The sequence below is a fragment of the Mycobacterium sp. 1245801.1 genome, assembly GCF_001673055.1.
GTDB lineage: Bacteria > Actinomycetota > Actinomycetes > Mycobacteriales > Mycobacteriaceae > Mycobacterium > Mycobacterium europaeum_A.
Window position 1 is genome coordinate 1 of record NZ_LZKY01000088.1, and the last position, 12,893, is coordinate 12,893.

Consider the following 12,893-nt stretch of genomic DNA (forward strand, 5'->3'; position numbering starts at 1 on the left):
CTGCACGAAATGCATTGCGGCCACTCGACACCCGTGCCCTATCTGCAGGCGTACTGGACATTCGGGTCGCGCGGCGAACCGCACGGCGTGACCGGCACGCGGGACCCTGGGTTGCGCGGTAGGGCCCGCCGCGAGTCGGCGTTGTTGCGATGGGGATTCACGGCGAAGCCGTTCTGAGGTGCTGTGGCGCCGATGGTGCTCGCCGCGCGACCCGAATGTCCAGTACGCCTGCAGATAGGGCACGGGTGTCGAGTGGCCGCAATGCATTTCGTGCAGTCCCGCTGCGGCGAGCTCTGTCGACAGTTCCGCGATGGTGAACGCCGCCGCCTCGCTTGCAATGGCGTCCTGGCGCAGGACGGCCGGCGAGGCGGGGTCGGCGATCTCGAGCATCTTGGGGGCGGCCGCCGGGTCCCGCAGGCGCTGAAAATCGGAAATCCACACTGCCGCACCGCTGCGGCGTTGGAGGTCGGCGATCTGCCGGAGGGCGCCGCGCAACGTGTCGAAATCCGGTAGCTGATGCAGGGTCCACATGCAGGAGATGGCGTCCCACGGACGCGTTGAAATCTGCTCCGGCAGCGCCGTGATGTCCTCCTGACGCAGTTCGACGCGGTCCCCCAGGCCTTCGGCGTCGAACAGCTCCCGCGCCGTGGACAGCATGTTCGGGGCGAGATCGACGGCGGTGGCCCGAACGTCGGGCCGTCGGCGCAGCACGGCGCTGAGCGCACGGCCGGAACCGACGCCGAGGTCCAGCAGGTGGCCGTCGGGCGGCAGCAGCGCATCAAGCGCCCGAGCGCACAAGTCGTAGACCGCGAGCATCCCCGGGTTGGATCCGCCACCGGTGTGAAACTGGGCAACGGACTCCGGATCGTCCACCACCATCGGCTCAGGAATGCGCTCACGCCCTGCCGGATGCGACCGCTCACGCAAGACGATGCCGGGCATCCGCCACAGGGGCCGAATTCTGTTCACCCTCAACCTTTCATGGAGTCCGCGTCACCGATTTCGGGTCAGGTTCTAGCGACGGTCGAGCATTGGGCCGATCTGTCGTACATGATTATCAACCCGTCCCTGCAATTTCACTGGCAGCCCGGTGAATTCGCCGCGTCGAAACGGATGTGCTGGAATACTTGTCCGGTCAGCGGGGGCCGGCAAGCTTGTGGCCTGCGCGGTCCTACCGGATCGGCGTAGGCAACATCATTATCCGCGGGAGGTAGGCGTGGTTCAGGCCCTGGCGAGTGACGAAATCAAGTGCTTACCCCTGCCGCCGGTGAACCCGATGCCCTTTCGTCAGCGCCTCGCGGCGGTGCGCGAATTCAGCACCGGGACGGAAAGGCTGCGTGATGCCGGCGGCCGGGTGAGCTTTTTCACCTTGGGGCCGCGATGGCTGATGCCGCCGATGGTGCTTGCGACGTCTCCGGAAGCCATCCGCGACATCCTCAGTACCAAAGACGATTCCGTCGACAAGACCACACCCGTCTTCGAGCAGGTGCGCCACATCATCGGCGCCAGTCTCACCGATCTTCCCTTCGAGCCATGGAAGTCACGTCGGCGCACCCTACAGCCGGTGTTCACCAAACAGCGGGTGAGCGAGTTCGGCGGTCACATGGAGCAGGCGGCGCAATCGGTGAGCGAGGGGTGGCAGGACGGTGCCGTCATCGATCTGGACGCCGAGTGCCGCACGATAACGTTGCGCGCGCTGGGCCGATCGGTGCTCGGACTCGACCTGGAACAGCGGGCCGACGAGGTTGTCGAGCCGCTACGGGTCGCGTTGGCCTACGCGGTCAGGCGCGCGACCAATCCGCTTCGTGCGCCTCGCTGGTTGCCCACACCGGCGCGGCGGCGCGCGCGAGCGGCAAGCGCCAAACTGCACGCTCTGACGCAGGAGATCCTGCGAGACTGTCGCTCCGATCCGACACGAGTCGCACCGCTGGTCCACGCGCTCATCGCGGCGCAGGATCCGGTGACCGGAAAACGGTTGACCGATAAGGAGATTTGCGACGAGCTGGTCATGTTCCTGTTCGCCGGCCACGACACCACCACGACGGCCTTGACCTATGCCCTGTGGGCTTTGGGACACCACCCCGATTATCAAGAGCGGGTGGCGGCCGAGGTTGCGGCTTTACCGGATCGGCCGCTGACGTCCGACGACCTGCCCCGGCTCGGATTCACCATGCAGGTGATACGGGAGTCGCTTCGCCTGTGCCCGCCGGCCCCCACCGGCACGCGCATGGCCTCCCGCGACGTCGCGGTGGCCGGCTATCGGGTGCCGAGGGGCACCATGCTCATCGTCGGGCGGATGGCCGTACAGCGCGACCCGCAACTTTGGCAGGATCCACTTCGGTTCGACCCCGAGCGGTTCAGTCCGGAGAACTTCAAGGCGCTCGATCGGTGGCAATACCTGCCGTTCGGTGGCGGACCGCGCTCCTGCATCGGCGACCATTTCGCCATGCTCGAAGTGACACTCGCCTTGGCAACCCTCATCCGCCGAGCCGAAATCCGCTCTCTGGATGCCGAGTTTCCGCTCGCACTGCATTTCACCATGATCGCCGGCGGTCCGGTCCCCGCTCGCATTCGACCGCGACGCCAGCCCGTTTCGCCGACCAGCTAACGCCCTTGCGCCGCGTCGGATCGTCGAGACACCGCATCGTCGCCGAGCTCATGCGGCCTTGATCACACTTGCCCGTCAACGTGAGCGAATCATTGCTAGACGCCCTATGCAATGCCAAACGCAGCGCACCGGTTACCGCTACGGTTAGGGCAATGTCGGGCACACTGGACCACCTGGTCACCGCTGCCGCCGCCGAGTTGATGGCGGCCACCGTGGCGGACTCTGCCGCGATCAGCCAACGCGTGCTCGGCAACCTGGTTCGCGACCTGGGGGTGGACTTCAGCTTCCTGCGCCACAACGACCACACCATCCGCGCGACGCGCCTCATCGCCGAATTCCCGCCACGCAACGCCGACCCGGATCCGATCGGTCTGGTGTATTTCGCCGATGCCGACTCGATCTTCGCGCGGACCGAACACCTCAAGGTGCCCGAGGTGGTCCGTCCCGAGCCCGAGAACGCCGACTACCAGCACCGGATCGAGGAGGGCACCGGAGCTCCCGCCGTCTCGCTGGCCGCCGTTCCGCTGCTGTCCGGCGACGTCACCACCGGCACGCTCGCCTTCGGCAAGCTCGGCGACCGGGAATGGCTATCCGAAGAACTCAACGCGCTACAGGCGATCGCCGCCCTGTTCGCGCAACTGCAGGCCCGCGTCGTCGCCGAACAGCAAATTCACTACCTCGCCGAGCACGACGAACTCACCGGACTGCTGAACCGCAGGGCGCTCATCGCCTACCTCGACGACCGGCTCGCGAAGGGACAGCCCGGCCCGGTCTCGGTCGTGTTCCTCGCCATAGACCGCTTCAAGGTCATCAACGGTCGCCTCGGCCAGGACGCCGGCGATCGATTCATCGAGAAGTTCGCCGCGCTGCTGCGCGAGACCACCGAGATTCCCTCCGTCATCGCCCGCTTCGGCGGCGACGAGTTCGGCATCGTGCCCGCCGGGGCCATGGACGTCGAGGCCGCCGAAACGTTCGCAAGCTCGCTGCACGAGCGGGTCCACCTACCGATCCCCATCGACGGTGAGATGCTCAGTCGCACCGTAAGTATCGGCGTCGCGACCGGCGTACCCGGGGACGAGACCACGTCGGACCTGCTCCGGCGGGTCGACCAGGCCACCCGGTCGGCCAAGGCATCCGGCGGGAACAACGTCGCGACCTTCCGCCCGGAAATGTCGACAACCGACATGATCCGCAACGACATCGAGCTGCACCTGGAAGGGATGATCGAGGGCGGTGGCGGCGCATTGGTCCTGCACTACCTCCCGGAGTTCGACATGCGCACCGGGAAGATCCTGGGCACCGAGGCGCTGATCCGTTGGCAACACCCCACTCTGGGGCTACTGATGCCCGATTCGTTCATCCAGGTCGTGGAATCGATCAACCTCGGTGCCAAACTGGGGCGTCTGGTAATGCGCTCGGCGTGTGCGCAATTCGGGCTCTGGCGGTCACGCGGTGTCGGCAACGGCACGGTGCTTCGAATCAACGTCTCCCCCGTGCAGCTCGTCACCGCAGGTATCGTTGACACCGTCGCGGCCACCCTCGACGAGTTCGGGCTCGATCCCAGCACCGTCTGTCTGGAAATCACCGAAAGCGTTGTGGTCCAAGATATCGACGCCACACGTCAGACGTTGTTCGGATTGAAGGACGTCGGGGTACAGATCGCCATCGACGACTTCGGCACCGGCTACAGCGTGCTGACCTATCTGAAATCTCTGCCCGTCGATTCGCTGAAGATCGACAAGGGGTTTGTCCAGAACCTGGACACCAACGCCGGCGACCTGGCGATCGTGCGCTCGACGATGGCCCTGGCCGACGCGTTCGGGCTCGACGTCGTGGCCGAGGGGGTGGAATCCGTGGCGGCGGCCGAGAGGCTGCTCAGCCTGGGATGCCATCGCGCACAAGGGTTTCTGCTGTCCCGCCCGCTTGACAGCACGGCGATGGAGTCGCTCCTGGCCAAGCGCGCCATACCGATGAACTTCTCCACCACCCGGTTCTCGGGAACGGGGAACGCGGTTTAAACCCGCCGAACGCGCGGGCGCTCAGGCGCGATATTGGAGCAGGTAGTAATACGCCGGGGTCTTCCGGTCGTCGAGCTCCTGCTCGTCGCCGGTGAACAACAGCGTCCAGTCGGGCGTGAAACGTTGTTGGATCTCGGCGTGACCGATGCCCGGCACGCCGAATCGGCCCCCGGGAGGGAACGCGGCGATGAACAGCCGCGCGCCGGGTGCCGCCACGGCGCCGACTTCCCGGACGTACGCGTCACGGTCGGCGCCACTCATGTTGTGGATGCAGCCGTTGTCGACGATCAGGTCGAAGCCTGTTCCGATCCCGGACTGACTCAGCTGCGTCACGTCGGCGCGCACGAAGTCGACCGCGACACCGGCTTTGCCGGCTTTCGCCTGCGCTTTGTCGAGCGGTTTCGCGACGTAGTCGACCCCGGTGACCTGCCAGCCCTGCTGGGCGAGGTAGACGGCGCAGTCCCCGGTGCCGCAGCCGACGTCGAGGGCCCGCCCGGTGGGCAGCGCGGGCGTGTCTGAAGTTCCCTCGACGAGATCCCGCAGACCTTGGCCGATCGGGTGGCCCTCCCACGGCGTGAAGCCGATCCGGTAGAAGAACCGAAATCGCGTGTGTCGAGAAGCCATAGCCGCAATGATGACATTCGCGCCAACCGGCCCGACATCGCCTTCCCGGTTTCACCGGCGCGATGCCGCGACCCAGCACACTTGCGCGGGCAACCGGGAACGCCTCGGCACCACGTCATTTCGTGCTATGCCGAGATGCGGCTGAGGATTTCGGCGTTCTCGGCGCACATCAGCTTGAATTGTCCGGGCTCGGCATGTGTGGCAAGGGTGCGGCGATCCCACCACATCACCTTGGTCCGGTAGTCGTCGGTGGGATACGCCGCCGCGGTTACCCGGTTGGCCACGACGCCCCCGGACGACTGCCACTGCTCGAGCACGTGCGCGGCCGCGGTGGCCATCACGAACTGAACGCCCAACAGCGTCATCATCGGCAGCGCGGTACGCGCCAGCGCCGTGGACAGCGCCCGATTGCCATATTCGCGAGAATTGGTCCACGCGCTTTTCACCTCCACGACGCCAAACGGAAGCCGGTTGGAAATCATATGGCGCAGCAAGGGAAGTCCCGGATTGCCTTTCCATTCCTCGAGAGCGTGGGAGTCTTCCGGCGAGCGCAGGGGCCCTACCACCCGCGTGCCTCCGACCACCCGCCCTTGTGGATCGAGCACGACAAAAAACAATGCCGTGTCGGCGCCGTCCCGAATCTGGTCGACGTCGAGCACCCACTCCAGCCCGTGCCGCCGATAACTGTCCAGCGCGCCGTCCAGGTACTGATTCCACAGCACGGGCTCTGCCTGCGGCGTGGCCGCCGTGACCCAGCATCCCGTCGCGTGATCGCGCCAGCCGAACCCGGTGTCCGACCACGGGGCGTCAATCCCGATTCCCGTGAGTTGTGCCGCTTCCATCCGTGACCTCCACCTATTTGCGGTTACTACCGAGTAATTTTTTTGAACGGGTCTTGAGCCATTTGTTAATTCGACTCGCGACAAATTAACCAAGGGGATTGTGACATAAACGGCCGAATACGGCCGCACTGCGCGGCCAATGATGTTGCGATATCGAGCTTGTCTCGCATTTGTTTTGACACAGCGGGCTTGCCACTGTGCCCCGGGGCCGATTTCGGCACTGCGGCCCCGCCCACGGACGTTGCGACATTTCGGCCGCTCGTGGCAGTACCGTGACGGCATGCCCGACGAACCCACCACTTCCGGCGCCGCCGGATCCGGCCCGGAGTACGACGACTCCGGTGTGCCGACCTTCGAGTCGGTGCGCGACCAGATCGAGGCCCGCTACGCGACGGCGCAAGGCGCCGCCGAGCTCGATGCGGAATCAGCCGAGGGCCGTTCGGTCTCGGAACAGTACGACGAACGCCGGCGCGCCGCGGCCGAGCGGCTGGCCCAGATCCGCGACGCGATGAAGCCCGAGAACAGTTGACGCGCGGGCTCAGGCGGTGACTTTGCGACGCCGGTTCGATCGCTGCGGGGCGCCCGATGCCGCCGGGCTCCGGCCGATCACCTCGGCGAGGAACTTCCCGGTGTAGCTCTCCGGCACGGCGGCGACGTCCTCCGGAGTGCCTTCCGCGACAACGGTTCCGCCCTCGGCACCGCCTTCCGGCCCCATGTCGACGATCCAGTCCGAGGTCTTGATCACGTCCAGGTTGTGCTCGATGACGATGACCGTATTGCCCTTGTCGACAAGGCCGTTGATGACCTTCAGCAACTTGCGGATGTCGTCGAAATGCAGTCCCGTGGTGGGCTCGTCGAGGATGTACACCGTGCGCCCGGTCGAGCGCTTCTGCAGTTCCGCGGCCAGTTTGACGCGTTGCGCCTCGCCGCCGGACAGCGTCGGTGCGGGCTGGCCGAGCCGCACATACCCCAGCCCCACGTCGACCAGGGTGCGCAGATACCGGTGGATGCCGGTGATCGGCTCGAAGAACTCCGCCGCCTCCTCGATGGACATGTCCAGCACCTCGGAGATGGTCTTGCCCTTGTAGTGCACCTCAAGGGTTTCCCGGTTGTACCGGGCGCCGTGGCAGACCTCGCACGGCACGTACACGTCGGGCAAAAAGTTCATCTCGATCTTGATCGTGCCGTCGCCGGTGCACGCCTCGCAGCGGCCGCCCTTGACGTTGAACGAGAACCGGCCCGGTTGATAGCCACGGACTTTGGCCTCGGTGGTGGCGGCGAACAGGGTGCGGATCTTGTCGAACACCCCGGTGTAGGTGGCCGGGTTGGATCGCGGCGTGCGACCGATCGGTGACTGGTCCACCCGCACCAGCTTGTCCAGATGATCCAGCCCGGTGACCCGGGTGTGCCGGCCGGGAACCTGCCGGGCGCCGTTGAGCCGGTTGGCCAGCACCGCCGCCAGGATGTCGTTCACCAGGGTCGATTTGCCGGAACCCGATACCCCGGTCACCGAGGTGAGCACGCCGAGCGGGAACGAGACGTCGATGCCGCGCAGGTTGTGCTCGCGGGCGCCGACGACGGTGAGCCGCCGCTTATCGACCGGGCGCCGCCTGGCGGGCATCTCGATGCGTTCCTTGCCCGACAGGTAGGCGCCGGTGATCGAGTCCTTGTTCGCCAAAAGCTCGCTGTAGGTGCCGCTGTGCACGATCTTGCCGCCGTGCTCACCGGCCCGCGGGCCGATGTCGACTATCCAGTCGGCGTGCGCGATGGTGTCCTCGTCGTGCTCGACGACGATCAGCGTGTTGCCCAAACCCCTTAGCCGAGTGAGGGTTTCGATGAGCCGGCGGTTGTCGCGCTGATGCAGCCCGATGGACGGCTCGTCGAGCACGTAGAGCACACCGACCAGACCGGACCCGATCTGGGTGGCCAGCCGAATGCGTTGCGCCTCACCGCCGGACAGCGTGGCCGCGGCGCGTGACAGCGACAGGTACTCGAGCCCGACGTCGAGCAAAAAGCCCAGCCGCGACTGGATTTCCTTGAGCACCTGCCCGGCGATCGCCTTCTCGCGGACGCCGAGGGTGAGCGCGTTCAGGAAGTCCGCGCAGTCCGAGATCGACAGCTCGCAGACCTCGGCGATGGACTTCGCGCCCCGGTCCCCCGCAGCCAAGGTCACGGCCAGGATCTCCGGCTTGAGCCGGGTGCCCTCACACACCGGGCAGGGCACGTCGCGCATGAAGCCTTCGTAGCGTTCCTTCATCTGCTCGGACTCGGTCTGCGCCATCTTGCGCTGCAGGAACGCCAGCACGCCCTCGAAATCGGCGTAGTAGGACCGGGTGCGCCCGTACCGGTTGCGGTACCGCACATGCACCTGGTGGTCGGAGCCCTCGAGAATCGCCTTGCGGGCCTTGGCCGGCAGCTTGCGCCACGGGGTGTCGACGTCGAAGCCCAGCTCGTCGCCGAGCCCGGCCATCATCCGGGTGAAGTACTCCGCGGTGTGGCCCGTCGACCACGGGGCCACCGCGCCCTCGGCCAGGGTGCGTTCGGGGTCGGGCACCACCAGGTCGGGGTCGACCTCCTTGCGGATGCCCAGGCCGCTGCACTCGGGGCAGGCGCCGTAGGGCGAGTTGAACGAGAACGACCGCGGTTCCAGGTCGTCGACCGCCAGCGCGTGCCCGTTGGGGCAGGCCAGCTTCTCGGAGAACCGCTGCTCCCGGTTGTGCGCGTCGTGTTCGTGGTCGATGAACTCGAGCACCACGATGCCGTCCGCCAGGTTCAGCGCGGTCTCCACCGAATCGGTCAGCCGCTGCTTGGCGGACGCCTTGACGGTGAGGCGGTCCACCACCACCTCGATGTCGTGCTTTTCCTGCTTCTTCAGCTTCGGCGGGTCGGTCAACGGGTGCACGACGCCGTCGACCCGCACCCGGCTGTAGCCCTGGGCGTTGAGCTTCTCGAAAAGGTCGGCGAATTCGCCCTTGCGGGTGCGCACCACCGGGGCGAGCACCAGGAATCGGGTGCCCTCGGGCATCGCCAGCACCTGATCGACGATTTGCTGCGGGGTCTGCCGGGCGATCCGCTCGCCGCAGATCGGGCAGTGCGGCGTGCCGGCCCGCGCGTAGAGCAGCCGCAGGTAGTCGTAGACCTCGGTGATCGTGCCGACGGTCGATCGCGGGTTGCGGTTGGTGGACTTCTGGTCGATGGACACCGCCGGGGACAGGCCCTCGATGAAGTCGACGTCGGGCTTGTCCATCTGGCCCAGGAACTGGCGGGCGTAGGCCGACAGGGACTCCACGTAGCGGCGCTGCCCCTCGGCGAAAATCGTGTCGAAGGCCAGCGACGATTTGCCCGAGCCCGACAGCCCGGTGAAGACGATCAGCGCGTCGCGGGGCAGGTCGAGATCGACGCCGCGCAGGTTGTGTTCGCGGGCGCCCTTGACGATCAGACGGTCAGCCAACGCTGCCCCTCTCAGAACTTTCCGGCAACTTCTCGTGGCCTCCTGGTAAGCCCGTGCGCATCCCGAACCGGAATCGCGCACGGCGCATTCCATGCTATGTGTCCATACCGACAAGCAAGTTTTGACCAGTAGCGTGACCGGTATGACTGCAGTGGACGACAACTACACCGGACACGTCGACCCCGGCACCGCGGCCCGCCGGACCCTACCCGGCGCCACGATCCTAAAGGTCTCGGTCGGCCCGATGGACAACAATGCCTATCTGATCACTTGTTCCGCTACCGGCGAAACACTGTTGATCGACGCCGCCAACGACGCGGACGTCCTGATCGACCTGATCCGGCGGCACGCGCCGAAGGTGTCGCTGATCGTGACCAGTCACCAGCACTTCGATCACTGGCAGGCGCTGGAGGCGGTGGCCGCCGCCACCGGCGCGCCGACCGCCGCCAACGAGATCGACGCGGAGCCGCTGCCGGTCAAACCGGACCGTTTGCTGTCGGGCGGTGACATCGTGCAGATCGGTGAGCTCACCTTCGACGTCATCCATTTGCGCGGGCATACCCCGGGATCGATCGCGCTGGCCCTGGACGGCCCGGCGACCGGCGGCGTCACCCAATTGTTCACCGGCGACTGCCTGTTCCCGGGCGGCGTCGGCAAGACTTGGCAGCCCGGCGATTTCACCCAGCTGATCGAGGACGTCAGCACCCGGGTGTTCGACGTCTATGACGACTCCACCGTCATCTACCCCGGCCACGGTGACGACACGGCGTTGGGCGCCGAACGTCCCCACCTGGGCGAATGGCGCGAGCGGGGCTGGTAACCGCGCGGCCCCAGGACGCTAGGACGCTAGGACGTGGTGTGCACGATCAGCACGTCGGTCTTGGCCCGACGCGAGACGTTGGCCGGCACCGATCCCAGCAGCCGGCCGGCGATCGTGCTCAAGCCGACGTTGCCGACCACGAGCAGATCGGCCTGTTCCTCCTCGGCGAGGTGCACCAGCGCGTCGACCGGGGCCCCGACAATGGGGCGCTCGTCAATATTCTGCGCACCGGCGGCGTGGGCGCGGTCCTTGGCGTCACGCAGAATCGCGTAAATCGGCGCGGTCCCCGAAACCTTGTAGCTTTCGTCGCGCAGGACGTCGGCCGCCCGGGCGTCCTCGTGTTGGGGCAAATACGCCGACGCCACGATTAGCTTGGCGTCCGAACCGGCGATCTGTGCCGCCTTCTCTACCGCGCGCATCGACGAATCCGAGCCATCGGTTCCTACCACCACAGTCCGATAGGCGCCCATTTACCCTCCCAGTTTCGGTTGGTCAGCCAACCCAAGACAGTAGCGCGTTTGCTCGTTGCGCAGGAGGCAGATTAGCCACACCGCGCGGCGTGGCGCGCCCGCTATTTGCGGTCCCTGGCTGGGCCAACGGACAATATCGGCAATGGCAAAACAATCAAAAGCGTGCGGCCACCGTGGAAGGCATTGCATTAAGCCGCTTTTCGTCAATGTCGGCACGAACAATGAATGCGCCGAGCGCAGTTTGTGAGCCGTTACATGAGCCGCGCCCTAAAGTAACAACCATCATGTCCATGCCCACCCTCGAGCCCACTCTCGAGCCGCGCGCCGGGGATGTCGGCGCCGAGCCCGGGCCCGGGGGCACGCGCGGCAGGTTGCTGGATCCCTGCACGATCGCCCTGTTCGCCACCGTTGTCAGCGCCGCATGGGCCTGTCGGCCGTCGCTGTGGTTCGACGAGGGGGCGACGATATCGGCATCGGCGAGCCGGACACTGCCGGAGTTGTGGCGGTTGCTCAGCCACATCGACGCCGTCCACGGGGCGTACTACCTGCTGATGCACGGCTGGTTCGCGCTGTTCCCGCCCACCGAGTTCTGGTCGCGTTTCCCGAGCTCGCTGGCCGTCGGTGCCGCCGCGGCCGGGGTCACGGTCTTCACCAGGCAGTTCTCCACCCGGCCCACCGCGGTCTGCGCGGGGGCGGTCTTCGCCATCCTGCCGCGCACCACCTGGGCGGGCATGGAGGCCCGGCCGTACGCCTTCGTGGCCGCCGCGGCGGTGTGGCTGACGGTGTTGTTCGTCGCCGCCGTTCGGCGCAACCGGCCGCGCGGCTGGGTTTGGTACGCGCTGGGGTTGATGCTGGCGATCCTGCTCAACCTCAACCTGGTGCTGTTGGTGCCGGTGTATGGCGCCCTGCTGCCGCTGCTCGCCCCGAAGGGCGCGCGCAAAGCTCCGGCGCTCTGGTGGACCGCCGGCTCCGTCGCCGCGGTGGCGGCCATGACGCCGTTCATCCTGTTCGCGCACCACCAGGTGTGGCAGGTGAACTGGATCTATCCCGTCAGCTGGCATTACGCCTTCGACATCATCCTGCGCCAGTACTTCGACCACAGCGTGGCCTTCGCGATCGCCGGCGCGGTGCTGATCGTCGCGGCGGTCGCGACCCGGCTGGCCGGCGTGCCGGCCCCGGCCGGCGACCTCCGCCGGTTGCTGGTCATCGCCACGGCGTGGATGGTGATTCCCACCGCGCTGGTCGTCGTGTATTCGGCCGTCATCGAGCCGATCTACTACCCGCGCTACCTGATCTTCACCGCACCCGCGATGGCCGTCGTCTTGGCCGTCTGCATCGTCACCGTCGCCCGCCGGCCCTGGCCGATCGCCGGCGCGGTGCTGTTGTTCGCCGTCGCCGCCGTGCCGAATTACCTGTTCGTGCAACGGTGGCCGTACGCCAAGGAGGGCTGGGACTACAGCCAGGTGGCCGATCTGATCAGCTCGCACGCAGCCCCCGGCGACTGCCTGATGGTGGACAACACCGTCCCGTGGAAGCCCGGGCCGATTCGCGCGCTGCTGGCCACCCGGCCGGCGGCCTTCCGGTCGTTGGTCGACGTCGAGCGCGGCGTCTACGGGCCGAAGGTCGGATCGCTGTGGGACGGGCACGTCGCCGTGTGGCTGACGACCGCCAAAATCAACAAATGCCCGGCGATCTGGACGATCACCAATAGGGACAATTCGCTGCCGGACCATCAAGCCGGCCCATCGCTACCGCCCGGATCCGCGTTCGGGCGCGCCCCGGCGTACCGATTCCCGGGCTACCTCGGCTTCCACATCGTCGAACGGTGGCAATTCCACTACTCGCAGGTTGTCAAGTCCACGCGGTGATTTCGCCGCTGACCGAGCTCAACGCCCGGTGCCGACCGGCTGGGCTTGGCGGGTGGCGCGCGTCGCGGCGTAGGACACCGCCACGCCGGCGGCGCTCAACGCGGTGAACACCGTAAAGAGCAGGTGCGCGGCCATCCCCTCGCCGCCGGTGGCGGTGTTGACGACGACGCCCGCCAATCCTGCGCCGATCGC

10 protein-coding genes and 1 pseudogene are annotated in these 12,893 nt (G+C 66.7%); 5 read left to right on the forward strand and 6 right to left on the reverse strand.

Translation table 11 applies throughout. The annotated features are described in order from the left end of the window. Nucleotides 1-969: class I SAM-dependent methyltransferase (locus A5622_RS05465; protein ID WP_232002879.1), on the reverse strand; the 969-nt coding region annotated here is incomplete at its 3' end. Between the two features lie 247 nt (nt 970-1,216). Between A5622_RS05465 and A5622_RS05470 the strand changes: the two genes are divergently transcribed. After that, a complete protein-coding gene (locus A5622_RS05470; RefSeq protein ID WP_066877176.1) occupies nt 1,217-2,608 on the forward strand; it encodes a cytochrome P450 in 1,392 nt (463 codons plus the stop codon). 152 nt (nt 2,609-2,760) lie between these two features. Continuing rightward, the gene (locus A5622_RS05475) at nt 2,761-4,626 is read left to right on the forward strand and encodes a bifunctional diguanylate cyclase/phosphodiesterase (RefSeq protein WP_066877178.1); all 1,866 of its coding nucleotides are present in this window, start codon (nt 2,761-2,763) and stop codon (nt 4,624-4,626) included. 21 nt (nt 4,627-4,647) lie between these two features. On the opposite strand, the gene A5622_RS05480 is transcribed toward A5622_RS05475, so the two are convergent. Continuing rightward, complete coding sequence (locus tag A5622_RS05480) at nt 4,648-5,250, reverse strand: bifunctional 2-polyprenyl-6-hydroxyphenol methylase/3-demethylubiquinol 3-O-methyltransferase UbiG (RefSeq protein ID WP_066861490.1); 603 nt, start codon at nt 5,248-5,250, stop codon at nt 4,648-4,650. A 125-nt stretch (nt 5,251-5,375) separates the two neighbouring features. Further along, nucleotides 5,376-6,092 (reverse strand): hypothetical protein, encoded by a 717-nt coding sequence (locus tag A5622_RS05485; RefSeq protein WP_066877180.1) that lies wholly within the window; start codon nt 6,090-6,092, stop codon nt 5,376-5,378. Nucleotides 6,093-6,372: 280 nt separating this feature from the next. Between A5622_RS05485 and A5622_RS05490 the strand changes: the two genes are divergently transcribed. Then, nucleotides 6,373-6,621: a hypothetical protein gene (locus tag A5622_RS05490; RefSeq protein WP_066861495.1), complete on the forward strand. Its 249-nt coding sequence runs from the start codon at nt 6,373-6,375 to the stop codon at nt 6,619-6,621. Nucleotides 6,622-6,630: 9 nt separating this feature from the next. Here the strand turns inward: A5622_RS05490 and uvrA are convergent, their stop codons facing one another. Further along, nucleotides 6,631-9,543, reverse strand: coding sequence for an excinuclease ABC subunit UvrA (uvrA, locus tag A5622_RS05495; RefSeq protein WP_066877183.1), 2,913 nt, complete (start codon nt 9,541-9,543; stop codon nt 6,631-6,633). Nucleotides 9,544-9,685: 142 nt separating this feature from the next. On the opposite strand from uvrA, the gene A5622_RS05500 reads away from it, so the two are divergent. Beyond that, nucleotides 9,686-10,363 carry an MBL fold metallo-hydrolase gene (locus tag A5622_RS05500; RefSeq protein ID WP_066877186.1) on the forward strand — a complete coding sequence of 226 codons (678 nt, stop codon included), beginning with the start codon at nt 9,686-9,688 and terminating at the stop codon, nt 10,361-10,363. Nucleotides 10,364-10,389: 26 nt separating this feature from the next. Here A5622_RS05500 and A5622_RS05505 read toward each other — a convergent pair whose 3' ends face one another. Beyond that, the gene (locus A5622_RS05505) at nt 10,390-10,833 is read right to left on the reverse strand and encodes a universal stress protein (RefSeq protein ID WP_066861503.1); all 444 of its coding nucleotides are present in this window, start codon (nt 10,831-10,833) and stop codon (nt 10,390-10,392) included. A 284-nt stretch (nt 10,834-11,117) separates the two neighbouring features. Between A5622_RS05505 and A5622_RS05510 the strand changes: the two genes are divergently transcribed. Then, the gene (locus tag A5622_RS05510) at nt 11,118-12,701 is read left to right on the forward strand and encodes a glycosyltransferase family 39 protein (protein ID WP_066877189.1); all 1,584 of its coding nucleotides are present in this window, start codon (nt 11,118-11,120) and stop codon (nt 12,699-12,701) included. Between the two features lie 18 nt (nt 12,702-12,719). On the opposite strand, the pseudogene A5622_RS28915 reads toward A5622_RS05510, so the two are convergent. Next, a pseudogene (locus A5622_RS28915) lies at nt 12,720-12,893 on the reverse strand (MFS transporter); the annotation flags it as partial.

What these genes read in the sequence shown, in the direction of transcription:
- A5622_RS05490 (WP_066861495.1), top strand. Translation starts at nt 6,373, where the DNA reads ATGCCCGACGAACCCACCACTTCCGGCGCCGCCGGATCCGGCCCGGAG.
- A5622_RS05480 (WP_066861490.1), bottom strand. Translation starts at nt 5,250, where the DNA reads ATGGCTTCTCGACACACGCGATTTCGGTTCTTCTACCGGATCGGCTTC.
- A5622_RS05510 (WP_066877189.1), top strand. Translation starts at nt 11,118, where the DNA reads ATGTCCATGCCCACCCTCGAGCCCACTCTCGAGCCGCGCGCCGGGGAT.
- A5622_RS05505 (WP_066861503.1), bottom strand. Translation starts at nt 10,833, where the DNA reads ATGGGCGCCTATCGGACTGTGGTGGTAGGAACCGATGGCTCGGATTCG.
- A5622_RS05485 (WP_066877180.1), bottom strand. Translation starts at nt 6,092, where the DNA reads ATGGAAGCGGCACAACTCACGGGAATCGGGATTGACGCCCCGTGGTCG.
- A5622_RS05475 (WP_066877178.1), top strand. Translation starts at nt 2,761, where the DNA reads ATGTCGGGCACACTGGACCACCTGGTCACCGCTGCCGCCGCCGAGTTG.
- A5622_RS05500 (WP_066877186.1), top strand. Translation starts at nt 9,686, where the DNA reads ATGACTGCAGTGGACGACAACTACACCGGACACGTCGACCCCGGCACC.